This is a genomic window from Vibrio sp. R11-SG3-ISO9 (assembly GCF_059834255.1).
The window spans coordinates 87,504-113,508 of the sequence record NZ_JCBDGU010000005.1 but is presented as its reverse complement, the minus strand read 5'-3'; the positions used below and the strand labels follow the sequence as shown (position 1 = coordinate 113,508).

Annotated in this window: 21 protein-coding genes; 14 read left to right on the top strand and 7 right to left on the bottom strand. The window is 44.5% G+C overall.

Features of this window, described 5'->3' with window-relative positions; genetic code table 11:
* The first annotated feature begins 446 nt into the window (after positions 1 to 446).
* The 9 genes from AC6R05_RS01810 (at position 447) to AC6R05_RS01770 (ending at position 10,748) form a co-directional block, all read left to right on the top strand.
* Positions 447 to 2,063 carry a polysaccharide lyase 6 family protein gene (locus AC6R05_RS01810; protein ID WP_500646392.1) on the top strand — a complete coding sequence of 539 codons (1,617 nt, stop codon included), beginning with the start codon at positions 447 to 449 and terminating at the stop codon, positions 2,061 to 2,063.
* 270 nt (positions 2,064 to 2,333) lie between these two features.
* A complete protein-coding gene (locus AC6R05_RS01805) occupies positions 2,334 to 3,431 on the top strand; it encodes a YcjF family protein (protein WP_500646391.1) in 1,098 nt (365 codons plus the stop codon).
* A complete protein-coding gene (locus AC6R05_RS01800) occupies positions 3,418 to 5,070 on the top strand; it encodes a GTPase family protein (protein ID WP_500646390.1) in 1,653 nt (550 codons plus the stop codon). The genes AC6R05_RS01805 and AC6R05_RS01800 overlap by 14 nt, the downstream gene beginning before the upstream one ends.
* A 711-nt stretch (positions 5,071 to 5,781) precedes the next feature.
* On the top strand, positions 5,782 to 7,254 hold the full coding sequence (tnaA, locus tag AC6R05_RS01795) for a tryptophanase (protein ID WP_500646389.1): 1,473 nt from the start codon (positions 5,782 to 5,784) through the stop codon (positions 7,252 to 7,254).
* A 210-nt stretch (positions 7,255 to 7,464) separates the two neighbouring features.
* Positions 7,465 to 7,968, top strand: a complete 504-nt coding sequence (locus tag AC6R05_RS01790) for a GNAT family N-acetyltransferase (RefSeq protein ID WP_500646388.1) — start codon at positions 7,465 to 7,467, stop codon at positions 7,966 to 7,968.
* Positions 7,969 to 8,058: 90 nt separating this feature from the next.
* Positions 8,059 to 8,952, top strand: a complete 894-nt coding sequence (locus AC6R05_RS01785; RefSeq protein WP_285406172.1) for a transglutaminase domain-containing protein — start codon at positions 8,059 to 8,061, stop codon at positions 8,950 to 8,952.
* Between the two features lie 50 nt (positions 8,953 to 9,002).
* Entirely contained in the window at positions 9,003 to 9,467 is a 465-nt protein-coding gene (locus AC6R05_RS01780) for an acyltransferase (protein WP_285406169.1), read from the top strand.
* A gap of 96 nt (positions 9,468 to 9,563) precedes the next feature.
* Positions 9,564 to 10,028, top strand: coding sequence for a GNAT family N-acetyltransferase (locus AC6R05_RS01775; protein ID WP_261904220.1), 465 nt, complete (start codon positions 9,564 to 9,566; stop codon positions 10,026 to 10,028).
* An 18-nt stretch (positions 10,029 to 10,046) separates the two neighbouring features.
* Positions 10,047 to 10,748, top strand: coding sequence for a lipoate--protein ligase family protein (locus AC6R05_RS01770; protein WP_285406163.1), 702 nt, complete (start codon positions 10,047 to 10,049; stop codon positions 10,746 to 10,748).
* A gap of 112 nt (positions 10,749 to 10,860) precedes the next feature.
* Here the strand turns inward: AC6R05_RS01770 and AC6R05_RS01765 are convergent, their stop codons facing one another.
* Complete coding sequence (locus tag AC6R05_RS01765; protein WP_500646387.1) at positions 10,861 to 12,447, bottom strand: BCCT family transporter; 1,587 nt, start codon at positions 12,445 to 12,447, stop codon at positions 10,861 to 10,863.
* 451 nt (positions 12,448 to 12,898) lie between these two features.
* Here AC6R05_RS01765 and AC6R05_RS01760 point away from each other — a divergent pair, with 451 nt between their 5' ends.
* Together AC6R05_RS01760 and AC6R05_RS01755 are read left to right on the top strand one after the other, a co-directional pair.
* Positions 12,899 to 16,066, top strand: a complete 3,168-nt coding sequence (locus AC6R05_RS01760; RefSeq protein WP_500646386.1) for a chitinase C-terminal domain-containing protein — start codon at positions 12,899 to 12,901, stop codon at positions 16,064 to 16,066.
* Between the two features lie 242 nt (positions 16,067 to 16,308).
* Positions 16,309 to 17,784 carry a sensor domain-containing diguanylate cyclase gene (locus AC6R05_RS01755; RefSeq protein ID WP_500646385.1) on the top strand — a complete coding sequence of 492 codons (1,476 nt, stop codon included), beginning with the start codon at positions 16,309 to 16,311 and terminating at the stop codon, positions 17,782 to 17,784.
* Positions 17,785 to 17,834: 50 nt separating this feature from the next.
* Here AC6R05_RS01755 and AC6R05_RS01750 read toward each other — a convergent pair whose 3' ends face one another.
* The gene (locus tag AC6R05_RS01750; protein ID WP_032552699.1) at positions 17,835 to 18,089 is read right to left on the bottom strand and encodes a YgjV family protein; all 255 of its coding nucleotides are present in this window, start codon (positions 18,087 to 18,089) and stop codon (positions 17,835 to 17,837) included.
* 269 nt (positions 18,090 to 18,358) lie between these two features.
* Here AC6R05_RS01750 and AC6R05_RS01745 point away from each other — a divergent pair, with 269 nt between their 5' ends.
* Both AC6R05_RS01745 and AC6R05_RS01740 read left to right on the top strand, forming a co-directional pair.
* Positions 18,359 to 18,931, top strand: coding sequence for a DUF4136 domain-containing protein (locus tag AC6R05_RS01745; RefSeq protein ID WP_500646384.1), 573 nt, complete (start codon positions 18,359 to 18,361; stop codon positions 18,929 to 18,931).
* Between the two features lie 165 nt (positions 18,932 to 19,096).
* Positions 19,097 to 20,263, top strand: coding sequence for a D-alanyl-D-alanine carboxypeptidase family protein (locus AC6R05_RS01740; RefSeq protein ID WP_285464840.1), 1,167 nt, complete (start codon positions 19,097 to 19,099; stop codon positions 20,261 to 20,263).
* A gap of 129 nt (positions 20,264 to 20,392) precedes the next feature.
* On the opposite strand, the gene AC6R05_RS01735 is transcribed toward AC6R05_RS01740, so the two are convergent.
* The gene (locus AC6R05_RS01735; RefSeq protein ID WP_500646383.1) at positions 20,393 to 21,292 is read right to left on the bottom strand and encodes a LysR family transcriptional regulator; all 900 of its coding nucleotides are present in this window, start codon (positions 21,290 to 21,292) and stop codon (positions 20,393 to 20,395) included.
* A 117-nt stretch (positions 21,293 to 21,409) separates the two neighbouring features.
* Between AC6R05_RS01735 and AC6R05_RS01730 the strand changes: the two genes are divergently transcribed.
* Complete coding sequence (locus tag AC6R05_RS01730; RefSeq protein ID WP_500646382.1) at positions 21,410 to 21,775, top strand: DoxX family protein; 366 nt, start codon at positions 21,410 to 21,412, stop codon at positions 21,773 to 21,775.
* A 33-nt stretch (positions 21,776 to 21,808) separates the two neighbouring features.
* Here AC6R05_RS01730 and AC6R05_RS01725 read toward each other — a convergent pair whose 3' ends face one another.
* The 4 genes from AC6R05_RS01725 to AC6R05_RS01710 all read right to left on the bottom strand — a co-directional run bounded on the left by AC6R05_RS01725 (position 21,809) and on the right by AC6R05_RS01710 (position 25,969).
* Positions 21,809 to 23,497: an RluA family pseudouridine synthase gene (locus AC6R05_RS01725; RefSeq protein ID WP_500646381.1), complete on the bottom strand. Its 1,689-nt coding sequence runs from the start codon at positions 23,495 to 23,497 to the stop codon at positions 21,809 to 21,811.
* A 109-nt stretch (positions 23,498 to 23,606) separates the two neighbouring features.
* Positions 23,607 to 24,224 (bottom strand): glutathione S-transferase family protein, encoded by a 618-nt coding sequence (locus AC6R05_RS01720; RefSeq protein ID WP_500646380.1) that lies wholly within the window; start codon positions 24,222 to 24,224, stop codon positions 23,607 to 23,609.
* 9 nt (positions 24,225 to 24,233) lie between these two features.
* Positions 24,234 to 25,262 (bottom strand): NADPH-dependent curcumin/dihydrocurcumin reductase, encoded by a 1,029-nt coding sequence (gene curA / locus AC6R05_RS01715; protein WP_500646379.1) that lies wholly within the window; start codon positions 25,260 to 25,262, stop codon positions 24,234 to 24,236.
* A 119-nt stretch (positions 25,263 to 25,381) separates the two neighbouring features.
* Complete coding sequence (locus tag AC6R05_RS01710; protein WP_500646378.1) at positions 25,382 to 25,969, bottom strand: TetR/AcrR family transcriptional regulator; 588 nt, start codon at positions 25,967 to 25,969, stop codon at positions 25,382 to 25,384.
* Positions 25,970 to 26,005 lie beyond the last annotated feature (36 nt).

The window sequence follows — 26,005 nt, the reverse complement described above, 5'->3', positions numbered from 1 at the left end:
TAGGCGCGGGAAATGGTTTTTTAGATAACATTAAGACAGGTTGTTTACCGACTTGTCTTTGATCTTTCCTTTCAATTTATGAGTGAGCATTGAACGTTGGTTTGATTGCTTTCTGATCTAACTTCACACAACTCCGACTTCTCTCAAATATAGGTAAGACTTGGTATAAGTGTAAGAAAATATTTATCGATGAGCGTAACTATTGAGATTTTGCATATCAAATCATCCATTCAGTTAGGCGGTTTCTGTTGCCAATAAATCAAATTTAAAACTGCAAGATCGCTGTCACGCAATTAAATTATTGTAGTACAAATTGGCTCATCATCTATCTATATTGTTCTCAAAAAGAAACAGCAATAAATAGCCACAAGAGCAGTGTAAATAGAACGGCCACCCATTTAGGTGGCGGTTAATTTGATAATCCATTATTTAATGTGAGAAGTAAGATGAAGAGAAAACTAATTTCGGTAAGCATTGTTAGCGCGTTTACCTTGGCTTTCGCTACGGGGTGTACAACTCAAGATAACTCAGCACCAGAGGTTACAGCGGTTGAGCAAGCGACTCCTGCAATTAATGACATCGATCGCATCTACCTTTTGAGCAGCGACCGTTTAACTATGGTTGATGGCGACACGTTAGCGGTGGCTTCTGAAGAGCAAGTCGCTGCCCTTAAAGCGCAATTTGAAAACCTACAAGATGGCGACGAAGTGGTTATCCCTAACGGTAAATATGCCAACTTGGGTCAAGTGACGATCACAGCAAATGACGTCACTATTAGATCGGAGCAAGCGGGCTCTGCGTGGCTGACAGGCCTGATTCAATTCGAGTTAAAGGGTGACGACATTACACTCGATGGCTTAGTGTTTACCGAAGGTGGTCCAAACGAGCGCTTCGGTGCAGTTCGTATGATGGGTAACGGCAATACGCTTCAAAACTCGACCTTCTACTACTTCAACCATGACTACACTTACGAGCCAGATGAGCGCCGCTCTGAGTACCCTAAATACCTATGGGTTTCACTGTGGGGTAAAGACGGTAAAGTGATCAACAACCGTTTCGAAGGTAAGCAAAAGCGCGGTACCTTGATCGGTGTCCAAAAAGACGATACGTCAGATAACCATCTGATCGCGAACAACATCTTTATGGATCAAAAGCCAAACCAGTTTAATGAGTTCGATATCAAAGAAGCGATTCGCTACAACGGTAACAGCTGGGAAGCGATTCGTATCGGTGATTCAAAATCTTCACAGTGGGATTCAAGTTCGAAATTTATCAATAACCTGATGATCGATATGGATGGTGAGCGTGAGCTCATCTCGATTAAGTCAGGTGACAACACAATTTCAGGCAATACTATCTTCCAAAGCGCAGCGTTGATTTCACTGCGTCACGGTAAAGGTAACACGGTTGAAAACAACATGATTTTGGGTAACGAGAAGCGCCTAACGGGCGGTGTTCGTATCTACGATGAAGATCATGTGATTCGTAACAACTACATTGCGAATACGCGTGGTCGTGATGGTGTGATTGAAGGTAATGCTGACCTGCGTGGTGGTATTGTAATTAATACTGGCATTATTGATGTTGCGAACGGCGAGCAGCTTGATCAATCAGTGAAGGGCAAAGAGCTTAACAAGCAGTGGACTCCGAAAAATATCACGATTGAAAACAACTCTCTGGTCGACACGGAGTGGGGCATTGTTTACGGCAACCAAAGTCACCGTGTGAGTCTATTTAACAACGCAGAAGTAGAAGGCATCTATGCGGGGGTTGATATCGCGTTTAATAACAACGTGGTAGATAACTCTAAAACGCCTGAGTTTGTGAGTGTTCGAGCGACACCAGACTTCCCATTAGTCGGCGCAACATACAGCGATGAAACCTATGTTGGTCAAGTCACTGAGTCAGAGCTGATTGGAAGTTACTCGGTTGAGCTACCACAAGTAACGGTTGAGAACGGCGTTAACGCTTACCAAGGTGAAGGTGCGGACGTGTCTAAGCTTGCGATTGTGACAGCTGAAACAGCAGGTCCAAACTACGTGCTTGAGAACACGACTAAGTAATCTTTCTTTTGAGGGCGTGAACGTTCAATCAACGTCGCGTTAGCAGTCTGAAGACTTAACACTTAAAAAGCCTCAGCAAGGTAAGCTTGTTGAGGCTTTCTCGATCTAAAGGGGGATTTAGAGTATCTATTAACATAAGTTCATAAAACAGTCGCCTAAGTATTGTAAATCTGCTCTGGTGAACAAACATATAGTAAGAGCGCGAATGCGATTGTATGAATCGTCGCGCTATGTCATCAATCTCAATACCAAGTGAGAATTAGCCTAACTATGTTTGAGCAGATTAAAGATTTCATCAACCCGAGCAAGAACCCTGACCTTACTCAGGCGCACGAGTATCAACGCAAGCATTTACCGACTTTGTGGTTGTTGGGAAAAACGGGTGCAGGTAAGTCTTCGTTTATTCAAGCGCTCACGGGCGATTCTTCGGTGGAGGTGGGCAATGGTTTTGCACCCTGCACAATGACTGCAATGTCGTACGTGTTTCCTCAAGACAAGCCGATAATGCGCTTTCTTGATACTCGTGGTTTGGGCGAAGCGGACTATGACCCTACAGAGGATCTGAAAGAAATCGGCCAAGCGGGTAATGCGTTAGTCGTCGTGATGAAAGCTGATGAGCCTGAACAATCGGCGGTGCTGTCTGCTCTGAAACAGATCAAGAAGCAAAACAAGATTAAGCACTTGCTGCTTGTTCATACTGCTGTGTTGTCTTCTAAAGAAATAGATCGCACACGACAAATTCAATTCAACAGTCAACAAGTCGAAAAGGTTTGGGGTAAAGGCTTTGAATCTGTGGCGGTTGATTTCGAGACAAATGACGGTGATGTCTATAACCACGACATCTTGTTAGAAAAACTGACCAGCATTCTTCCGGTAATTGGAATGATGGTGCAAAACAAAGAGCATTCAACGCAAGAAGAAGCCAATTTTGACCAAGTTGAAAGTGAAGTGCTTTGGTATTCGGGAAGTGCAGCAGCTAGCGATCTGATTCCGGGTGTAGGCTTAGTGTCCGTGCCTGCCATTCAAGCGAAAATGCTGCATAGCTTAGCCAATCAATATGGGGTGGAGTGGAATAAGCGAGTCTTCAGTGAGTTGACGGGGACTCTCGGCAGCAGCTTTGCGTTGCAATACGGAATGAAGCTTGGCACTCGACAACTGGTAAAGTTGATTCCTGTGTATGGACAAACGATTGGCGCTGTCGCAGCCGCAGCTATGAGTTTTGGTACCACCTATGGCCTTGGCAGAGCGGCGTGCTACTACTTCTATCATAAGAACAGAGGCGAAGAAGTCTCTGAGCAAGAGATGCAAGCAATCTACAAAGAATCCCTGAAAAAAGGAAAGGCGGCGTCGGGCTATGAAGAAAATTAGAAATTTATTTCGACTACTTTCTGCGTTGTCGAGTGGTCGTTGGGGCATCGCTCTGATTTCGGCGATCTTCCCGAGCATTATCATGATGGGCTTTGGTCTGTTCTTGGCAATCAAGTATGGCTACCTACTGGAAATGTCGATAGCCATTGCTGTGAGTACCTTGCTGTTCACGATTCCGTTATACATCTCTAGCCGTTCTTCACGCAATTCGACTAACAGTGATGCGGCAAAAAATACAACAGATGAAGCCAATACTGAGTCATCAAGTCACAACATCGACGATGCGTTGGTCAAAGCGTCGAATGAATGGTCTCAAGCTGAACTGTCGATCTGGAACGACTCGAAACATTATGTTCGTCAACAACTAGTCGATGATATTGAATGGGGTAATCTAGACCAAACTGGTTTGCAGGTACTGGAGTTCGTTGCTAAAAAGTTTGGTAAGAAGTCGCTCGATTTTTCGATTCCGGAAGGGCTAAAACTATTTGAAGAAGTAAGCCGTCGTTACAAATTGGTGGTGAAAGAGCACATTCCGGGTATTGAATACTTGAAGGTTTCTTACATCAAAGCGGGCTATGAGGCCTATGACAAATATGGGGAATTGGGGCAGAAGATCTTCAAAGCGGCGATTTGGGGCAATCACCTTAAAAACCTCTATTTGAATCCATTGAAAGTCATTTCCGATTTAGGCCGTGAGCAAGCGACGGCCTCGATGACAAAGGGCGTTGTGGATGACATGCAATATGCTGCTAAACAAGCCTTGCTCGACGAAGTGGCAGCTGTTGCGATTGATTTGTACAGTGGTCGTTTCAGTATTGAAGATGAATCGCTGAGAGCCTCAGAGGTTTCAGAAGCTGACGAGAAACGTTTTTCACCTGAATTAGAGCCGGTGAGAATTGTGCTAGTGGGGCAAACCAGTTCTGGTAAATCATCGCTTATCAATGCTCTCAAAGAGGAAATGGTCGCAGAGGTAGACGTCCTACCATCAACGGACAGCTCTACGGTTTATAACGCGTTTGTTGATGACAATGACGTGAGGGTTGTTGATCTTCAAGGGTTAGATGGAAGCTCGAAAACCGAAGCTGTGATGCTCAAAGAGATGACTCAAGCTGATGTGGTGTTATGGGTACTTAAAGCGAATCAGTCAGCTCGTGAACTGGATAAGCAGCTTAAAGATAAGTTTGATGCGTTTTATGATGATCCTAAGAATATCTCGCGCAAGCAGCCCATTGTGATCACTGTCGTCAACCAAGTCGATCGGTTAAAGCCGGTGGACGAGTGGCAGCCACCTTACGATTTAGATAATCCAACGTCGGCAAAGGCTAAGATTATTGCTCAGGCCCTTGAATATAATCAAGCCCTTCTGAAGCCTGATATTGCTTTACCGCTAGCGATTGCACCAGAAAAAGTACAGTTTGGTTTAGAGGCTTTGGGACAGACGCTGATAGAACACATCGCAGACGCCAATAACGTGCAGAGAAATCGTCAGCGTCTCGAAGCTATCAACAGAGGAACCTCGGTAAAAGTCCAGCTTAATAAAGCCATGAAAGCTGGCAAGAAGGTTGCTCCGAGCGCAATGAAAGCCGCGACGCCTAAGCTGGCTGAGATGGCGATAAAACAAGTCACTAAGAAAAAATAATCAACATTACAAAGCGATATTCGTTAAGTCGCAATATCGCTTGGATAGTTAATTTTTATTTTTCGGGTCTTACTGGCTAGATCTATATATAACTTAAAGTTAATGAACTAGTATAATAGTTCGCTAGGTCGATACCCTGATTAATTTTATATGGTGTTAATCACTCCAAATACATCAACGTAAATATTGATCACATTTATGATTGATAGGTCTTTATTTATAAGATTACTGCACTATATTTAAATTTCGGATCATTTTGATTTCAACATAGGGATATATTGTGAACATGTATCTGAAATGGCAATCAACAACATGGCTAACCTTGTTAGCTTGGTATACTTTAGATCATCAGATCTCGTTCCACCTTTCTTCAGAGTAGTACCTTCTGGGCGTCACGCGCCAGCAGAGCTCTTGTGCTTTGCCAATCCTGTTAATTTTGTTTTAAGAAATGCCGTAGCCTGTGCGTAAGATAATAATTTATTTATGCATGTCGCTATTTATCTCTTAGCCATTATTAATAGGGCCTCAATCAATATCTTATTGATTCAATGATTTGTCTTTCACTATTAAGTTTTATCGTAATTGTCACGAATGTGATGGTGCAATAAATAAAATTAATAGTGATGGTTTGTGACATCTGAAAAATAATGAGCTTAGACTTTTTTAATGTTTCTTCCTTAGGAAGTACTGGGTTCGTTGAAAGGTACTATTATGGAAAACTTCAAACATCTACCTGAACCGTTTCGTATTCGCGTTGTAGAGCCAGTTAAAAGAACCACCTACGCTTATCGTGAGCAAGCCATTGTCGAAGCGGGTATGAACCCATTTCTACTCGATAGCGATGACGTGTTCATCGACCTGCTGACAGACAGCGGTACGGGTTCAATTACTCAACGTATGCAAGCGGCGATGTTAATGGGCGATGAAGCTTACAGCGGTAGTCGCAGCTACTATGCACTGTCGAATGCAGTGAAAGACATCTTCGGTTATGAGCTAACCATTCCGACTCACCAAGGTCGCGGCGCAGAGCAGATTTACATCCCGGTACTGATTAAAAAGCGCGAGATGGAGAAAGGGCTGGATCGCAGCAAGATGGTCGCCTTGTCGAATTACTTCTTCGACACCACCCAAGGCCATACGCAAGTGAACTGTTGCGTGGCGAAGAACGTCTACACCAAAGAAGCGTTCGATACGTCAGTGAATGCCGATTTTAAAGGTAACTTCGATATCGAAAAGCTAGAACAAGCGATCTTGGAAGCGGGTGCTGCCAATGTCCCTTACATTGTGAGTACCATTACTTGTAACTCGGCTGGTGGGCAGCCTGTTTCTATCGCCAACCTGAAAGCGGTGTATGAAATCGCTCAGAAATACGATATTCCCGTTATCATGGATTCGGCTCGCTACGCTGAAAATGCTTACTTTATTCAGCAGCGTGAACCGGGCTATCAAGATTGGACGATCGAACAAATTACTCGTGAGTCCTACAAATACGCAGACGGCTTAGCCATGTCCGCTAAGAAAGACGCGATGGTGCAAATGGGCGGTTTGTTGTGCTTTAAAGATGACTCCTTCATGGATGTGTACACAGAGTGCCGAACCTTGTGTGTCGTGCAAGAAGGCTTCCCGACTTATGGTGGCTTAGAGGGCGGTGCCATGGAGCGTCTTGCAGTTGGGCTATATGACGGAATGCGCCAAGATTGGTTGGAGTACCGCATCGGTCAGGTGCAATATCTGGTTGATGGCTTGGAAGCGATTGGTGTTGTGTGCCAACAAGCGGGCGGCCATGCTGCGTTTGTTGATGCAGGTAAGTTACTTCCACATATTCCGGCGGGTGAATTCCCTGCCCATGCTTTAGCGTGTGAGTTGTATAAAGTAGCGGGAATCCGAGCCGTAGAGATTGGTTCATTGCTGCAAGGGCGAGACCCAGCAACAGGTGAGCAGCATTCATGTCCTGCTGAGCTATTGCGCCTAACCATTCCACGCGCGACTTACACTCAAACGCATATGGACTTCATTATTGAAGCGTTCGAAAAAGTAAAAGAGAACGCAAGCAAAGTGAAAGGGCTCGACTTTACCTATGAACCGCCAGTGCTAAGACACTTTACCGCTCGTTTGAAAGAGGTTGAAAATCATGAAAATCAACCTGAAAAAAAGAGTCAACAAGAGCTCGAAGAAGCATTTTAAAATAACAAAATAAGCGAATAGTCACCAATGTAAAAAGCGTATAGGTTTAGGCTTATGCGCTTTTTTTGTATGGTTGAATGACCAACGCGAATTACAGAAACCTAATTTAAATATCTGTTATTTATAGAAAATAATCACAGGATGTGTTGCATATAAAGCAGGAGCGGCTTACTCTGCCTAATAATCGTGATGCAATAAGGACGGTACACAATGATTATCAACACAGATAGACTCACCATGGCTCAAATCACAATTGAAGACTGGGCCCTTTTTCAGTCTCTAAATCGTGAGCCAGAGGTTATCCGACTGTGCTTTGACGAACCATCACCTTCCGATATTAAAGAAGCTTTCGAATCTCGATTGCCTGCTTGGGATAAAGATTCAACACATTGGCTGTGTCTTACTATCACAAACAAAGAGACTGGCGATAAGATTGGGGTGACGGGCTTTCGTATGGTCGAAGGCGTTGCCGAAGTCGGTTATCTGATTTTACCTAAGTTTCATGGCTTCGGCTTTGGTACGGAGTCTTTAAAGGCTCTTATTAGCTGGGCAACCAAACAGCAAGGGATCACTTCATTTCAAGCTATTGTAACAGAGGGGAATATTGGGTCTGAGAAAGTGCTATTGAAAAGTGGTTTTTCACTCAAAGAGGTCGTTCCAGACGCTTACACCATTGGTGGCAAGCTCTACGCTGATCATATTTACACCCGCTAAAATCAATACTTAATCTTCAAAACCGTATTGTTTCCTTAAGCAAAACACGCCCGTTTTGAGCTTTTCACTTTTTGACAAGGACTGAAGTATATGGACGTCATGGAACATGCCGTTATTTCTGAGTTTGCTACACCATCTGAGTTTACCGACCTCACCAGTATTAAGTTGGACATCAAGCAAGTGCCAAATGATGTCGAGGGAATCTGTCAGTTTGTACAAGGAAACCTTATCCATGCTTATTGGTTAGAGCATTATGGCGTGGAGATAGACATTTCTATTCAGCGCACTGAAATGCAGACGCGATATGCGAAGGATTTGCTGTCGTTAGCCATGTCGAAATCAGGGCAAGCTGCACATGTCATCAAAGCGCCGAATCATAGAGTGGTCAGTATTTGCCGAGACTTCTCCCTTTTGGTGTGTTCTATCTTCAGGATGAAAGGAGTGCCTGCTCGTATAAGAAGTGGTTTCGCAGTGTATCTAGGGCCAGATCATTTCGAAGATCACTGGGTTTGTGAATATTGGAATGGTCATCGTTGGGTATCGGTTGATGCACAGCTCGATGGCGTTCATCAACGCATTCTGAAGTTTGAATTCGATCCGTGTGATGTTCCGTCATCTCAATTCTTAGTTGCGGGTCAGGCTTGGAAACTCGCTCGTGAAAACTCAGTACCAGCTGGGAAGTTCGGTTTTGCCGATTTTAAAGGGCTAGCCTTTATTAAAGCGAGCCTGATTCGCGACCTGTTCGCGCTGTCTAAATATGAAATGCACACATGGGATATAGGTTGGGGGATCTTGCCTCACTTTATGGCCCCAGTTTCTAATGATGATGAACTTCACTTACTCGATGAACTTGCCAAAGTGAGTTGTTCTGGGGACGCGACGCAGGCGCGCAAGTTGGTGGACTCGTGTGAAGCGATCAGGCTTCCTAGTGATTGGAACACCTTAAGGTTCCCAACATTGAGTGAGCTTTATGCTTCTTTGTAGCTTTTAGCCCAAATGTCACTGAACGAAAATCGAGTTCGATAAGGAAAAATATGCCAGCTCCAAGAATACTCAAAGCTCAAGTCATCGACATTGAATGTGGTGAGAACGTAACTATTATTGAGCCAGTAAACATTTATGGTTGTGAACTTAAGAACGACGTGTTTGTCGGTCCGTTTGCCGAGATTCAAAAGAACACGGTGATCGGTGAGCGTACTAAAATCCAATCACACACTTTTATTTGTGAATACGTGACGATTGGCAATGACTGCTTTGTTGGGCACGGCGTGATGTTTGCTAATGACCTGTTTAAGGAAGGTCAGCCAGATCCTAACCCAGAGAGTTGGGGGCGTACTGTGATAGCGGATAATGTCACGATTGGATCGAACGCAACGGTACTAGCCGTTACTATTTGTGAAGGGGTAGTGATAGGTGCCGGTAGCGTCGTTACAAAAGACATTACTGAAAAGGGTGTTTATGCAGGCAATCCAGCCAAAAAGTTAAGGGATTTGCTTTAGTATTTAAAGGATAAAGAAGTTTCCCAAGGACAAAGAAGCTGTTTATGATTCATAATAGATGGTATCAAAAACGGTCGTTAGAACAGAGAGTTACTTATGAACATCGTGACAGTCTACAGTGGTAATCAGCAGGTATATGCGAATTTGTATCAAGGATATGCGGCTGAGTTTTCAAAGATTATTGGAGACAAGCCAGACGAGTATGGCTTGTTTGAGATATACCCGACGCTTGGCGATAGCGTGACGGGGTATCTACTCTACATTGATGGTGTTCCTGCTGCTCTAACAGCGATTGAGACCAAAGCGCCAAACGAATTTGAGATTTGTGATTTTTACGTGGTGCCTTACTTCCGTAAAAACAAAGTAGGGAAACGGTTTATAACCGAGCTGTTTGAGCATCTAAAAGGCAGCTGGGAGATTAAGCAAGTATTGGGTGCAGACCATGCTGTGAAGTTCTGGAGAGAGGTGGTAAATGACTACACGTCAGGTAATTACGTTGAAGATCAGTACCAAGATGAGAAGTGGGGTTTGGTAACGAGACAGTGCTTTAATCACGATTAGTTGCAGAGGAAAAGTGCATTGAAGTTAACGAATAAACTTGTACGTTACCCGCACATAGATGTTGATCGTGCGTTTGAAAAAGAAGATGAGCTACTGCAGCAAATTCAATCTGGTGAGATTGGACAAGCCTTGTTGTTGTGGCAAGCAAAAGCGCCGACACTCGTTTTGCCTTCAGGTAAAAAGTGGCCAGTAACCTTAGAGTCTCGAAAACAACTTGAGGCGCAAGGTTGGCAACTCTCTTCGCGAAAAACAGGTGGCGCTCCCGTCCCCCAGTTGCCGGGGATTATTAACCTATCGCATATTTATCATTGGCCTAGTAATGAAGCCTACGACATCAAAAAAGCGTATCTACATCTATGCAATGTCTTAACTCTGTTTTTTAAAGACTTGGGCGTCGATGTGGATGTGCATGCGACTCCCGGCTCTTATTGTGATGGCGACTACAACCTCAATATCAACAAACAGAAAATAGTAGGTACGGCTCAGCGTGTTTTGCTTAAACGCGGTGGCGGTCAAATAGTCCTTTCGCAAGCCTGTATTTTGTTAGATGTCGACTTAGAGAGCAGTGTTGCGCCCGTTAATTTTTATAATCAAATCTGCGGTAATCCAACCGTAGTAGACCCACATGTTCATACTCTGTTGTCTGAGCATGTGAAGCCTCTGCCTAGCGTAGACTCACTTTTTCAGCAGTTAACTCAAGCCTTCATTAAGTATGCTTAGTACTAGTTTCTGACGCTGAAACAATGGAACCAATACAAAAAAGCCACTCAGGTGAATCACTTGAGTGGCTTTTTTATTCGAGACAATAAGCTTAAATAAATTGGCTTCGGTATTAAGCGATACCTTGCTCTTTTGCCATCTGTGTCGCGATCTTAGGTGCATGCCATAAACATGGTAGTAAGATGAATGATACAGGAACGGCAGTAATAACAATGAACGACTGTAGCGCAGATATACCGCCAGAGCCCATTGAGATAAGCGCAATGGCTACGGCACCCATGATGATGCCCCAGAAGGTGCGTACCGCTGCGTTTGGTTCTGTGGTGCCTGTCATAACCACACTGATGGTGTAGGTCATTGAGTCACCTGTCGTTACGATGAACGTGGTGGTCAGGATAAGGAACAGTATCGCAATCAGAGTCGGAAATGGCAGTTGTGCAGTGATAGCCAGTAATACAGCCGGAAGATTAAAGCCCTCGAACGCACTAGAGATCACACCTGGGTTTTCTAACTCAAATGCAAGGCCACTACCACCAACAATACTGAACCAGAAACAGGTTACCAATGGAGCAACGATACTGATAGAAACGATCATTTGGCGAATGGTGCGACCACGCGAAATACGAGCAATAAAGATCGCCATCATTGGGCCATAACCTAAGAACCAGCCCCAGAAGAATACCGTCCAGCTACCAAGCCACGCTGTATCTTGGCGATAAAGCGCCATAGGGATGAAGTTATCGATCATCTCCCCCATGCCTTGCAAGTATCCGTCTACGATGAAGCTTGTTGGGCCGACAACAAGGATGTAGCCGATTAGGCATACAGATAAGATAATGTTGTAACGGCTCACTAGTTGGATGCCTTTGTTGACGCCACTTAATGCCGAAAGGGTATACATCGCGATAGCAAACAAGATAACCACGCTTTGTGTTGCAAAGCTATCTGAGATGCCAAACAGCTCACTTAACGCATAACTGATTTGAAGACCAAGGAAGCCAATAGGACCAATAGTGCCCGCAGCGACAGCAACGATGCTACATGCGTCAACCACGTTACCAATCCAACCATTAATTGCTTTATCACCTAGAATTGGATAAAGCAGCGTACGAGGTTTTAGAGGCAGACCTTTGTCGTAATGTAGGTGCATCAACACGATAGAAGATAAACCGCCTAAGATTGCCCAAGCAAGAAAACCCCAATGCATGAAAGACTGAGAAAGTGCGTTGAACGCCATTGTTTGTGGATCCGCTTCACCATACAAAGGCGGTGCAGAGACGAAGTGAGCGATTGGTTCAGCCGCCGCCCAGAACACGCCACCACCGGCGAGTAGAGTACAGAGAACAATCGACATCCATTTGAAAGTGGACATTTCTGGTAGGGCAAGTGTTCCTAAACGAACTTGACCTGTGCGGCCCAGTGCTAACACTAAACCGAGAATAAAGTTGAGCAACAATAGCACTTGCCAATAAGCACCGAACCATTGAGTAGAGTAGCTAAAACCGATGTTGACCAGTTCAGACAAAGCTGAAGTGTTGGTAAAAGCGAGAACGACAAAGAGCGTTAAAAAACTGCCGCTGAGCCAGAACACTGGGTTTCCAAGTTCGAGCTTTTCACCCAGAGACTGGGCTTTAGTGAAGTTGATAGAAGTAGATTCTGCGTTGATGTTTTCGTTGGCGACTTGCGTCAAGTTAGACATTATTTGTTCGCTATATTTGGCCGTGAAGCCTGTGTATTTCCCGCACATCTCCCTTTGAAAATGTGAGGTTCGTCAAAAAAGTCGCAGATACTAACATATCTATCACCAGAAAGTCGGCGAATTGCAAAAAGAAATCCATTCCTCCTATAAATCTGTCCTTTTTGGTTACTTTGAGTGCACCTTATCCATGCCCTAGGTGTGGTTTCTGGTTATGAGGAACGATTATTTTTTAGCTTTGCGAAATAAATTTAATATTAGTTGTCGGTGCAAAATAAGTGTCGAGTCATTGCAGAGTGTAAGCAATTATTTGCGAGTCATTTTATAAATAGTGAATATTCTAAGTGCGAAACTGGCTTTGTTACCTACAGTTGTTTTGCGAAGAGATTTAAGTGGTCGTACGAATACGACCGAAATTAAACATCTTGAAACAACAACTTAAGGGATAGCACACATGCACCTAAACCAAGGAAGAGTGGCCAAGAAGGTTTTCACACTCAGCACACTCACCGCGTCATGCTTAATGGCGTTCAACAGTTATGCAGCTGTTGATTGTTCAACATTAGAAACATGGGACTCTGCGACCGTTTATACTGGCGGTGATCAGGTTTCACATGACGGCAGCGCGTACTCAGCGAATTACTGGAATCAAAACAACAACCCGAGCCAATTTGAAGGTGACTATGCACAATGGAAAAAGATTGATGTGTGTAGTGGCGGCGGAGGCGGTGGCACGCCAAATGAAGCGCCAACCGCTTCGTTAACAGCACCTACCGCGTCAGATGTGATCGTTGAGGGCGATAATGTCGTCTTAAGTGCTACGGCACTCGATGCTGACGGCAGTGTTGCTTCGGTAGAATTCTTTGTTGATGGTACTTCCGTCGCAGTAGTAACAGCATCACCATTTGAAGCGGCTTGGGCTGCAACATCGGGCAACCATCAGGTATCTGTTGTTGCAACAGACAATGAAGGTGCAGCGAGTGTAGCAAGCGCGGTATCTGTTTCTGTCGATTCACTGCAACCTGGCAATGAAGCGCCAACGGTATCAGTTGCACTTTCAGCCGCTTCTGTAGATGTAGGTGGCGTGGTAACACTCACGGCAACGGCTGCAGACAGTGATGGTACGGTTGATAAAGTTGATTTTTATGTGGCTGGTTCTTTAGTTGGAACGGCTGCAACGAGCCCGTATACGCTTGACTACACAACCACTCAAGCAGGTACTTTGTCTGTTTACGCTAAAGCAACCGACGATCAAGGTGCGACAACGGATTCAGCCTTGGCTTCTTTAAAGGTGAATGGTGCTCCAACGGTGAGTACATGTCGTCCTGATGGCTTGTATCAAACGCAAGGTGTCGATGTTCCTTACTGTACCATTTACGATGATGAAGGCCGTGAGAAAATGGGTGCGGATCACCCTCGTCGTGTGATTGGCTACTTCACCAGCTGGCGTGCAGGGGGCGATCCACAAGCGGCTTACTTAGTAAATGATATCCCCTGGGAACAACTCACACATATTAACTACGCGTTCGTGAGCATTGGTTCAGATGGCAAAGTGAATGTTGGTGATGTAAATGATCCAAATAATGCTGCTGTTGGTAAAGAGTGGCCGGGAGTAGAGGTTGACCCTGCATTAGGCTTTAAAGGTCACTTTGGTGCGCTCGCAACTGCCAAGAAAAAACACGGTGTTAAAACACTAATCTCAATTGGCGGTTGGGCTGAGACTGGCGGTCACTTTGCCACAGACGGCAGCCGTGTTGCTGATGGTGGCTTCTACACTATGACGACCAATGCTGATGGCTCTATTAACCATCAAGGCATCGAAACATTCGCGACGTCAGCGGTTGAAATGCTGCGTAAGTACCAGTTCGACGGTCTAGATATCGATTATGAGTACCCAACCTCAATGGCCGGCGCGGGCAACCCATACGACAAAGACTTCATGGAACCACGTCGACAGTACCTATGGGCTTCATACCAAGTATTGATGAAAGTATTGCGTGAGAAGCTTGATGTGGCGTCTGCTGAAGATGGAACACACTACATGTTAACTATCGCAGCACCTTCATCTGGCTACCTATTACGCGGTATGGAAACATTCGATGTCACTCAATATCTTGATTACGTGAACATCATGTCTTACGACCTTCACGGTGCGTGGAACGATCACGTTGGTCATAACGCTGCCTTGTTTGATACAGGTAAAGATTCAGAGCTAGCACAGTGGAACGTATACGACACGGCGGCTTATGGCGGTATTGGCTACCTGAACACGGATTGGGCTTACCATTACTTCCGCGGTTCAATGCCAGCTGGTCGTATTAACATCGGTGTGCCTTACTACACGCGTGGTTGGCAGGGTGTAACAGGTGGTGAAAATGGTCTTTGGGGCCGAGCTGCACTGCCTAATCAATCTGAATGTGCCGCTGGTACAGGTGAAGGCGAGAAGAACAACTGTGGTCATGGCGCGATTGGTATCGATAACATGTGGCACGATACCGACCCTAAAGGAAATGAAATGGGTGCAGGCTCGAACCCAATGTGGCATGCGAAGAACCTAGAGAAAGGCATTTGGGGTTCTTATGCGGATGCTTACAAGCTTGATCCTGTAAACGATCCAACAGATGTCTTAAGAGGTACTTACACACGTAACTACGACAGCGTTGCGGTTGCACCTTGGCTATGGAATGCTGAAAAAGGCGTGTTCCTTTCTACGGAAGATAAAGAATCTATCAACGTGAAAGCGGACTACGTTATCGACAAAGAAATCGGCGGCATCATGTTCTGGGAACTGGCTGGCGACTACAACTGTTATGTACTTGATGCAAGTGGCAACCGCACAACGGTTGATACCACAGAGCAAGCGTGTAACAGCGGTAACGGTGAGTTCCACATGGGTAACACAATGACTAAAGCTATCTATGATAAGTTTAAGTCGGCAACGCCATATGGCAACAAAGTCGCGACTGGCGCAATTCCTACCGAAGCATTAGACATCGCAGTATCGGTTGGTGGCTTCAAAGTCGGTGACCAAAACTACCCAATTAATCCTAAGATCACGTTTACCAACAATACGGGTCAAGCACTGCCTGGCGGTACTGAGTTCCAGTTTGATATTCCTGTATCTGCACCAGATAACGCGAAAGATCAGTCTGGTGGTGGTTTGACTGTGATTGCTTCGGGTCATACTCGTGCGGATAACATCGGTGGATTAGACGGAACTATGCACCGTGTAGCCTTCACATTACCTGCATGGAAAGAGCTGCCTGCTGGTGGCGTGTATGAGCTGGACATGGTGTATTACTTACCAATTTCAGGCCCTGCAAACTATGCCGTTAACCTAGGTGGTGTCGATTATGCCTTTAGCTTTGAGCAACCAGATTTACCTTTAGGTGATATCAGTTCTGGTGGCGGTAACCCTGGCGACGGTGGCACAAACCCTGGTACTTGTGATACTGCAGGCTTAACAGTGTACCCGGATCTGCCTCAGAAAGACTGGGCCGGCAATCCAAGCCATGCTAATACGGGTGACCAAGTGGTTCACAATGGCAGCATTTACCAAGCTAACTGGTGGACAAGTTCTGAGCCGGGTAGTGACGGTAGTTGGACGGTTGTTTGTCAGTAAAATGGTGACTATGAATTCTCGATTCTGAGAAAAATATTTATAAAACAAGTATTTATAAAATTATAAATTCGCCACATTGATATTATCAATGTGGCGTTTTTGGTATTGGTCACATATCAATGAATCAAACGTTTTTAAAGGCAATACCTTAATTCATACACCCTACCGTTTGTGATATAAAACTCGCTGCTTATTAAGGGCAAGAACCAGACACTGTTGTAGTGAGGGCGCATGGGGTAATTTTGAAATTCAAACGTAAATATATTCTTAACTTCTCGATAGCACTGGCCACGGTTTCTATGGTGCTGTCTGCCATCCAATTTAATCGCACCAAAGAAGCGTTATTGGAATCCAACCAAGTGTTTTTTAATACCATCGTAAATGCGAGCTATGACATTGTGGATACGACGGTTAATGAAGCGATTAAAACGTATCTAAAGGGAGTTATTGATACCGCTCGCTCTTATGTAGAGAGCCATAAACAGCTACCAGAAGCTCAACAACTGGCGGATCTCGCAAATACATTAAAAGTAGGGCAATCCGGTTATCTCTATTTGCTTTCCCCTGACGGAGTTCATTTATATCACCCATTTTTGCAAGGTCAGGACAGGTCAAACGTAGAGCATATTCAGCGGCAACTGAAGTTGGAAGAAGGTGTATCGCAGTATTATCACGCCAACCCTCATGAAACAGGAATGCGGCCAAAAGTTGCGTATTCGAGAAAGTTGCCGAGCGGCAATACCTTGGTAGCAACGACTTATAAAGATGAATTGATGTTCTTGGTGGATCAGGTGCAGTTGAAGGAAAAGCTCAGTAAGTATGCCTATGGCGAGAGCGGCTACATCTATATCGTTGATCTTGATGGGAAGCGGATTCTACAGAACCAGTTTGATAATAGAGCCTTTGAATCCGTGGTTGAGTCAACCTCTCAGAGTTTCATCCGACAGGTTCTTAATAATCGAGAAGGACACGTTAAGTTTGATTTAGAAAATGAGTCTGGAGTAGCGACTAAAAACATCTTCTACAAGTTTTATCCTTACCTGAACTGGGTAATTGTTGCTGGTATCTCTGAACAAGAGCTAAATAAGAATCATAGTTTGCTGTTTGTGAGCTTGATGGCCCTTTTTGCCAGCTTGATAGCGATCATTTCAGTGTTAGTCCTCTATCTCAAGAATCGACACCATAAAATGTTAGAACTGGCTAGCCTTGACTATCTAACAGGGATCAACAGTCGCAGAAGCTTTATGGAACAGTTTAAAGTCAGAATACAAAAGCATCAGGCACCTGTTTCACACATAGGGGTTGTTCTGCTCGATATCGACCATTTCAAACGTGTTAACGACGATTTTGGCCATACACAAGGAGATAAAGTGATTCAGGCCGTTGCTGTTAAGTTGAAGGAGTATGAGACAGAAAATCGTTTGATAGCACGCTATGGAGGAGAAGAGTTTGTCGTTGTGACATTCGATTGTGAACAAGCGGAATTGATGGAGTTGGCAGAGACAATACGTTTGGATGTGGAGAAGACTCAGGGGTTGTGCCGACAGATCACAATCAGTGCGGGTTGTTGTTATGCACCAGTGAATCAAGGCGTCGAAAAGGTCATAGAGAAGGCTGATGCTGCGCTCTATCGAGCAAAGGAGGCCGGTAGGAACAACACCCAGTGTTACTCAAGTCCTAATTGGGAGTGTTTGCCTCATATTAAACACTGCATATGAAAAAAGCCCGAACAAGATTAATTGTTCGGGCTTTTTATCAGATTCGAATGCTAAGCTTTAGCAGCTTTTAACGCTTCCGTTTTTTTTTCCTTTTGCATTTTAGCAAGGAAATAAACGTTTACGATTGCGATGAAACCATTGGTCGCTACTACTGGCCATGCATCAATCATTACACCGTAAGCAGTGAAGAGAGCACAACCAATAAAGTTAAGAACACGTAAGCGAACGATGTCTTTCATAGTTAATGAAATCGCAACCATGATAGATGCTGCGTAACCTAAAATTTCAACCATATTAAATTCCATTGTTGGACCCTCTTAGTTTTGCCGATACAGTGTCGGTACCAATCCTTCTCTTCATGAGATTATTGAGGAAGCTCCGTGCCTCGAATGGTCTGGTTTTGTTTAACTGGTGCTGACTATAGCAAGCCTTTTTTTGTGATAAAAGCCCCAAAACGAGTGAAAGTGAAGGTTAGCGATTACGCAAACGTTTAAAAGGTTTTTGGATAATATAATTACTGAATGTGTTGGTGTTGAATCCAATTGTAGAACATATAACGAAAAGGAAGCGACGAATGAAAAATAAATGTCTAAGCGGCTTTTTAGCGAGCGTTATCTTGGCGGTTAGTTTGATGGGATGCACAACAGAGCCTATGCCGATGAAGCATGATTTCGGTGTGGTAACCAGTGGTGACTTTACGTTTATGAATCAGGGCGTACAGACGTATTCATGGCACCCAAGTTCAGAACAAGCTTACCTTTCCAAAAACTACGACAAGACAGAAGTCACCGATATCGTTCGTTCTGCAATTGAAGACCATTTGACGCAAAAGGGTTATCGATTAGCTAATAATGGTGCCCAAGGTGACGTTGTCATTGGCTTTGGCCTAGCGCAAGAGTCAGAGCTGAGTGACCAAGCTATCTTGAATCGATTGAATCTTTCGACTGGCGTCCCTTTTTATAACGAAAAGGGTAAAAAAGCAGAAAAAGGGTCGCTATATATCGTATTTTTGCTTCCAAATAGCGCAGTTATACAGTGGCAAGCACTGGCACAATCTGGTATTCAAGGTGGGCTAACTCATTCGCAGCTCGACCAACGTATATCGAGTTTTGTTAATAGGTTATTCAGAGATATACCTAACCGGTAGAGTCATTAGTTGGGTCAATAATATTGACTCAATATTTGAACATAATTCAAGCTATCAATTGAAATTTGTAACTAAAGGTTCATTTGAGTAAAGCAACGTAAAGTTTCGGCGTCTTTTCTCAGTATTTAGCTATACTGAACAAAACGTTAACTCAGGTTTGATCTAATGAAATTGTTCGCTAAATATTCACTTTCCCTTGTTGGTTTATTGGCTGCGAGTAATGCTGTAATGGCAGCACCAACGATTGTTCCTTCTCCTCCTAGCCTAGGCGCAAAGGGCTATGTCTTAATGGATTTCAACTCAGGTGAAGTCCTAGTTGAAAATAATGCGCATACGAAATTGAATCCTGCGAGCTTAACCAAGTTGATGACCAGTTACGTCGCTGGTCAAGAGATGAAGCGTGGTAACATCTCAGCGGACGATAAAGTTAGAATCAGCGAAAACGCGTGGGCCAAGAACTTCCCCGACTCCTCCAAGATGTTCATCGAGGTTAATACCAATGTCGATATGATGGACCTCTACCGTGGCTTGATTATCCAATCGGGCAATGATGCTAGTGTCGCTATTGCTGAACATGTGGCTGGCTCTGAAGGTGCCTTTGTCGACCTAATGAACTCATGGGCGGCGTCTCTTAACCTAGAAAACACACACTTCGCTAATGCTCATGGACTCGATGCTGAGGATCTTTATTCAACGCCTTACGATATTGCGTTGTTAGGTCGTGCCATTATTCGCGATCTACCAGATGTTTACGGTTTATACAGCGAGCGCTCGTTCAGCTATAACGGTATCACTCAGCATAATCGTAATGGTTTGCTGCGTGATAGAAGCATGAATGTTGATGGTATGAAAACGGGCTATACCTCTGGTGCGGGCTACAGCTTGGCGAGTTCTGCAACACAAGGTGAGATGCGCCTGATTGCCGTAGTAATGGGGTCAAGTAGCATTAAAGGCCGTGAATCAGATAGTAAGCAGCTTCTGAGCTACGGTTTTAGATTCTTCGATACACTGAACCCACATCAAAGTGGAGATTTGATCTCAGAAGAGAGGCTATGGTTTGGCGAGCAAGACACACTTAAGCTAGGTGTCGACCAAGATACTTACATCACGCTACCAAAAGCTGATGGCAAAAAGCTATCAGCGTCGGTTGAACTGACTTCTGATCTGAAAGCACCTATCGAAAAAGGCCAAACTTTGGGTGTGGTTCACTACACCGTTGATGGCGAAGATATTAAGACTCAACCATTGGTCGCGTTAGAGTCTGTACAAGAGGGTAGCTTCTTCAAGCGAATTCTTGACCATATCAAGCTGTTCTTTACTAACTTGTTCTAAGCTTTGACTTCGCATTATCCTGCATGAGCAGCTTTGCGAAGTTGGGCAATTAGCTGCTACTTGATGACGAATGGACCTTTTGTACTCTACATCAGAGTGTAAAAGGTCCATTTTTTACTGCATCAACTCTTAGTCGATAGCATATTTTGCGAAGTAGTCTGCAAGGAAATCGATCAAGGCGCGCAAGCGAACAGGAAGGTAGTCACTGGGGTGATAGAGCAGATACATAGGGAGCTTTTGATGGCTCCAAGGCTGTAACACTTCGATCAATTGACCCTGCTGTACCCACTCTTTTCCCATCCAACTTGGCAAGGCACAGATCCCCAGGCCAAGCCTACTCATATTCAGTAACGTTTCTGGACTGTCAGTCGAGAAGCTTTCATTAACTCGAACTTTTGTTTCGGTTCCTTTCGAGTCTTTGAAGTTCCAGTCGCTGGATGGCTTCATCAGCGAATATGTAAGGCATTGATGGTTAATTAAATCCGCTGGTGTCTCAGGCAAACCAAGGCGCTCCACATAATCTGGCGAAGCGTAATAATGAACATGATTTTTAAATAACAGCTTTGCTTTTAAGTTTGAGTCACTGAGCTGAGAGGCTCTAATCGCAAGATCAATCATGTGATCATTTAAATTAACGAAGCTATCGCTGACACACAGATTAATCCTGATCTTTGGGTGTTGAACCATAAACGCCTTGAGTGCGTGAGTGAGGACTTGGTTTGAGAAGGCCGAGGGGGCTGAGATTTTGATTTCTCCCTCAACGGATTGAGCCTCCCGAGTCAACTTAGCTTCGAAACTGCTCATCTCGTCTAATAGTCGCAAACAGTATTGTTGATAGTCTCTTCCAGCCGGGGTTAATGAGATCTTTCGGCTGTTACGCTGAAAAAGGGTGAGCTTTAAGTTGTTCTCTAGCCACGCAATTTTTTTGCTCACAGCACTTTGCGTGGTGTCGAGCTCTTCGGATGCCAACGTAAAGCTGTTGAGTCGAGCGGTAACCACAAACGCCTTAATACAGTCAATTTTATCCATTTTGCATTCCATTTGGGAATCTTAACTATCTAAATATTAGCATTTAACTAGTTGGTTAAGAATGCTCAAATGTCGTCAGTGTTTTAGAAAACAGAAATGAACAAGGTGGGTAGTATCATGAACATAGAGAGTATTGTATTGATCATGTTTTTTATGTTGGCGAGTTCAATTAAGACGTTAGGGTGGCAGAAAAAGGTGTTTGAAACTCAGTTGGCGTTTTTTAAGAGCTATGGTCTAAACAGACAAATCATGTTTCTAGTTGGAGTTTTAGAGTTTGCAGGCGCGATGTCTTTGCTATTGGGTTTGGTTGGATGGGTACCTGAGTTAGTTGTGTCTTTGGGGGCGTTGTTATTGGCTGTAGTTTCAATCGGCGCGATATTCTTTCATTTACGCTTTGACTCATGGCAGGCGGGTGTACCTGCCATGGCGACGCTTTCGTTATCAAGTTATGTTGCTTATCCATTGATTACGCTGCTTCATTAGGAGCAGAATCAATAAGACAAGTCACTGAATTTGTTAGAACTCGCTGGGTACTTCGAATTCGATCCACTCCCCAGTTGTTGGATGCACCAGTTTTAAGTAGCCCGCATGTAAATGGAGGCGGTCGCGTTTATAGCCGTACAGGTCATCGCCCGTAATTGGAGTGCCTAGACCATCAGGGTGAGCACAATGAACACGAAGTTGATGCGTTCGTCCTGTTTTAGGGTAGAGGTGAACCTTGGTCTTGCCGTCACCTCGACGTACCACTTGCCAATGGGTTTCCGCTTTTTTCCCGTATTGATGACAAACCAACTGTCTTGGGCGGTCGGTGATATCGCCTCGTAATGGCAGGCTGATATCCCCCCCTTCACCGTTGATTTCCCCATCAAGTAAGGCGGTATAGCGTTTCTCGACAGTCCGCTCAATAAATTGCTTTTGGATATGACGGTTTGATTCCGCTGTGAGTGCAAGGATCAATAAACCTGAAGTCGACATATCTAGGCGATGTATGATGAGTGGTCCCGTTGCGTCTGGGTATCGCGCTTTAATCCGAGAGTAGACGGAGTCCTCGATAAATTTACCTGGAACAGACAGGAATTCTGCAGGCTTATTTACCACAACAATCTCTTTGTCTTCATAAACAATATCGAAATGCTTACCAACTGCTGGGTTCACGATTAGAGGGTTATCTTCTAACTCGATGCCTTCAAGTTGATGCTCCAGAATTTCGAAACTTCGGCTCTGACAAACTGGGTATAAATTGCCATGCTGACGTATTTCTTGACGCGGTTGACGACCCCACCAGAACTCGGCAAGAGCAAGTGGTTTTAGGTTGTGTTTAAAGGCGAAATTTAGAAGTTTTGGTAGGCAGCAATCACCAGACCCCTCTAGAGCCTCTTTACCGTTCAAAAGTTCCAACAATGATTTGGTCTGATTGTTCGCATTGAGAAAGTGATAATGCGACAAGCGCTGTTCTTCTAGTTGCGTCGAAAGTTCAGAATATTGCTGGCGTTGATCGCGCAGGGTGGTGTCTATTGTATTTATGTTTGATTGCAGCTCAGCGATCGCTTGTTTCCATTGAATTCTCAAAGCCTTGAGATCACGCTTCTCTTGGCTACTCGCTGCCCCTAACTGCTTAAGAAGGTCACTACCTTTAGTAGTGTGCCCAGAAGCATCTGGGATTTCCTGAATTGAAGATTCATAGCTAGCACGAAGAACGTCTCGTTCCGCTTTGTTATTTGCCATTTGTTTTTGGAAGTTGGCAATTTCCGTTGCAGCTTGTTCTTTAGATGATTCGAGTTTGGCATTTAGCTCAGCAAGATTATGGCGTTGTTCGAAATTCTCGATCTGTTTAGCTTGCTCTGTAACTTGGTCGATTAAACTACGGCACTCTAGTTCGTATTGGGTTTTCTCAAAAGCAGAGGGCACAAATTCAATTGAAGAAAGCGGTGCAACAATGCTTTCATCAAGCGCTAACCCTCCATGAGCCGCCAAATAGCCAAGTTCACCTGTAGCTGAGTTTTGCGTAAGCAATACAGCATAGAGCTGACCAAAAGAGTCTGTGTCAACGCCAGCTACTTGTAGACGTGATTGCAAATCGAGCATCGCCAGCTCACACGTTTTATGAGGTGTGTAGTAATAAGGGAACGTAAAACGATTTGGTAGTGTGTAGTGGTCAGCCGGATCTGTAGGCAGTGGCGTGAAGTGCAAAAGACGCTGTGGCATAGGGTGAACTCTTTGACGAACGATAGAGCTCGGTATTGTTGACGAAATGAAGTCAAATGAGAAGCCAAAGCAGCGCTAAAAGGTACTTTGGCTTCGAGGTAGTGGTTAACTAGCCGTGTTTTTGCTCGATCTCATCCGCTTTTTGGAAACTTGGATGAGACTTAAGGCGCTCAGTGTAAGCGACAAGGTTAGGGTAGGCGTGTGATGCACCAAAGTTATCCATCGCTTCGACAATAAATGACATCATAAAGTCTGCACCGGTAAGCGTCTCTCCTACAAGGTAGCTCTTTCCTTCAAGCGATTGCTCTAAGTAAGCCATGATCTTACTGTTTTCGTCTTCAGCATATTGTGCCAAGAAGTTGGTTTCACAGCCGTCTTTTGCTACAAAGATCTTAAGCAGAAGCGGCAGAATACCTGAGCTTTCAGCAAAATGAAGCCACTGATTATATTCGAGGTGCTCTCTAGTCCCTCTTTGTGGTGCAAAACGGCCATTACCGTATGTTTCAATGAGGTAATCCGTAATGGCGCCCGACTCAGTAATGATCATGTCTTGATCTTCGATTACAGGTGATTTGCCGAGAGGGTGAACAGATTTTAATTCAGGTGGCGCGAGAAACGACACGGAATCACGCAAGTATGGCTTGATCTGGTAATCAACGCCCAGCTCTTCAAGTAGCCAGATGATTCGCTTTGAGCGAGACTTGTTTAAGTGGTGTAGAGTAATCATAGTTATTGCCTATTTTGCTTGATTAGTTTTGATGACGAGTTTTCCGAAGTTCTCACCTTTTAGAAGCCCCATAAAGGCTTGAGGCGCATTCTCAAATCCTTCAACCACTTGTTCTTTGTATTGAATCTTGCCTTGTGCTAGCCATTCTGCCATTTGAGTCGCGAACTCGTTGTAACGGTGTGCGTAGTCATCAAAAATAATGAACCCTTGCATCTTAATGCGCTTCACTAGCAGCATTCCCATCAGTGCCGACATGCGATCAGGACCGGCTGGAAGTGATGTTGCGTTGTATTGAGAGATCAGGCCACAAACAGGTATGCGCGCACCTGTGTTTAGCAATGGCATAACCGCATCGAAGACTTTTCCGCCCACATTTTCGAAGTAGACATCAATGCCTTTGTCGCAAGCTGCGGCTAGCTGTTCTGCAAAGTCATCTGCTTTGTGGTCGATACACTCATCAAAACCAAGTACTTCTTTAGCATGGCGACACTTTTCTTCTCCGCCAGCAACACCAATAACTCGGCAGCCTTTAAGCTTACCAATCTGACCCACGGTTGCGCCTACTGGCCCTGTAGCCGCTGCAACTACAAGAGTGTCGCCTTCTTTTGGCTGACCGATATCGAGCAAGCCCATGTAAGCGGTGAAACCTGGCATACCCATGATGCCGAGGGCGAAAGAAGGGTGGCTCGGTTCCATGCCCAGTTTTACTAAGCCTTCACCGTTCGAAACGCCGTAATCTTGCCAACCGGTATATGCCAATACCCATTCGCCAACTTGATAATCTGAATGCTGTGACTGTTCTACTTGGCAGACTGTTGCGCCAACCATCACTTCATCAATCGCTACCGGTTCTGCATAGGATTTTGCGTCATTCATTCGACCACGCATGTACGGATCAAGTGATAGGTAAATAGAACGTAGTAGAACCTCGCCATTTTTAATGCTTGGCACTGCGGTGGTTTCTAGTCGAAAGTTGTCTTGCGTAGGTGCGCCAACGGGGCGAGAGGCGAGCACGATTCTTCTGTTGTTATCAGTCATTGGATATCCTTAATGATCGCTGTTAAATATTAGACCAGTCGTCTAGTTTTGATTTCTAAAAATCCCGCCTTTGTTACTGAGGCGGGAGAGTCGTTGTTATGTTCGTGTCATTTGAGTGACTAAGCTAGTGCGATGATACGTTTTGTCTCGTCAAAAGCACTGTCTAACGTGTCTGGACTTTGGCTCAACTTGCTTAAAAGACTAGCGCCTAACCAGAGCGAGTATAGATTCTTAGCAACTTGTTGGTGGTCCATCGAAGTGATAGAACCTTCTTTAACGCCATTTTCTAAACACGTGGCCATTTGCTGAACCACACTGTCAGCACCTTTTTGCAAAGCGAGTCGCATTGAATCAGAAAGATCGGATACCTCTGCTGAGAGCTTCACAACCAAACATTTGTGAGCGTTGCAAACACCGTTTTGCGTATCACGCCAGCGAGATAGATAATCGAGCAGCCGCTCTGCATGATCACCTTGCCCGTATACCAAGATAGACTCAATTCTTGTTAAGTAACTATCAAAGTAGTGCTCAATCAAGGCCTCACCAAAAGCTTCTTTTGATTTGAAGTAGTGATAAAAAGAGCCTTTTGGAACATCAGCAGCCTTAAGCAGTTGAGATAACCCCACAGCCGTAAAACCCTGATTGACGATAAGCTCGTAGCCGACATCTAAAATGTGTAGGCGTGTGTCGTTTGTTTTCTGATTCATGGCGATACTATAAATAAAATTAGACCAGTCGTCTAG

What these genes read in the sequence shown, in the direction of transcription:
- AC6R05_RS01810 (WP_500646392.1), top strand. Translation starts at nt 447, where the DNA reads ATGAAGAGAAAACTAATTTCGGTAAGCATTGTTAGCGCGTTTACCTTG.
- AC6R05_RS01805 (WP_500646391.1), top strand. Translation starts at nt 2,334, where the DNA reads ATGTTTGAGCAGATTAAAGATTTCATCAACCCGAGCAAGAACCCTGAC.
- AC6R05_RS01800 (WP_500646390.1), top strand. Translation starts at nt 3,418, where the DNA reads ATGAAGAAAATTAGAAATTTATTTCGACTACTTTCTGCGTTGTCGAGT.
- tnaA (WP_500646389.1), top strand. Translation starts at nt 5,782, where the DNA reads ATGGAAAACTTCAAACATCTACCTGAACCGTTTCGTATTCGCGTTGTA.
- AC6R05_RS01790 (WP_500646388.1), top strand. Translation starts at nt 7,465, where the DNA reads ATGATTATCAACACAGATAGACTCACCATGGCTCAAATCACAATTGAA.
- AC6R05_RS01785 (WP_285406172.1), top strand. Translation starts at nt 8,059, where the DNA reads ATGGACGTCATGGAACATGCCGTTATTTCTGAGTTTGCTACACCATCT.
- AC6R05_RS01780 (WP_285406169.1), top strand. Translation starts at nt 9,003, where the DNA reads ATGCCAGCTCCAAGAATACTCAAAGCTCAAGTCATCGACATTGAATGT.
- AC6R05_RS01775 (WP_261904220.1), top strand. Translation starts at nt 9,564, where the DNA reads ATGAACATCGTGACAGTCTACAGTGGTAATCAGCAGGTATATGCGAAT.
- AC6R05_RS01765 (WP_500646387.1), bottom strand. Translation starts at nt 12,447, where the DNA reads ATGTCTAACTTGACGCAAGTCGCCAACGAAAACATCAACGCAGAATCT.
- AC6R05_RS01760 (WP_500646386.1), top strand. Translation starts at nt 12,899, where the DNA reads ATGCACCTAAACCAAGGAAGAGTGGCCAAGAAGGTTTTCACACTCAGC.
- AC6R05_RS01750 (WP_032552699.1), bottom strand. Translation starts at nt 18,089, where the DNA reads ATGGAATTTAATATGGTTGAAATTTTAGGTTACGCAGCATCTATCATG.
- AC6R05_RS01745 (WP_500646384.1), top strand. Translation starts at nt 18,359, where the DNA reads ATGAAAAATAAATGTCTAAGCGGCTTTTTAGCGAGCGTTATCTTGGCG.
- AC6R05_RS01740 (WP_285464840.1), top strand. Translation starts at nt 19,097, where the DNA reads ATGAAATTGTTCGCTAAATATTCACTTTCCCTTGTTGGTTTATTGGCT.
- AC6R05_RS01735 (WP_500646383.1), bottom strand. Translation starts at nt 21,292, where the DNA reads ATGGATAAAATTGACTGTATTAAGGCGTTTGTGGTTACCGCTCGACTC.
- AC6R05_RS01730 (WP_500646382.1), top strand. Translation starts at nt 21,410, where the DNA reads ATGAACATAGAGAGTATTGTATTGATCATGTTTTTTATGTTGGCGAGT.
- AC6R05_RS01725 (WP_500646381.1), bottom strand. Translation starts at nt 23,497, where the DNA reads ATGCCACAGCGTCTTTTGCACTTCACGCCACTGCCTACAGATCCGGCT.
- AC6R05_RS01720 (WP_500646380.1), bottom strand. Translation starts at nt 24,224, where the DNA reads ATGATTACTCTACACCACTTAAACAAGTCTCGCTCAAAGCGAATCATC.
- curA (WP_500646379.1), bottom strand. Translation starts at nt 25,262, where the DNA reads ATGACTGATAACAACAGAAGAATCGTGCTCGCCTCTCGCCCCGTTGGC.
- AC6R05_RS01710 (WP_500646378.1), bottom strand. Translation starts at nt 25,969, where the DNA reads ATGAATCAGAAAACAAACGACACACGCCTACACATTTTAGATGTCGGC.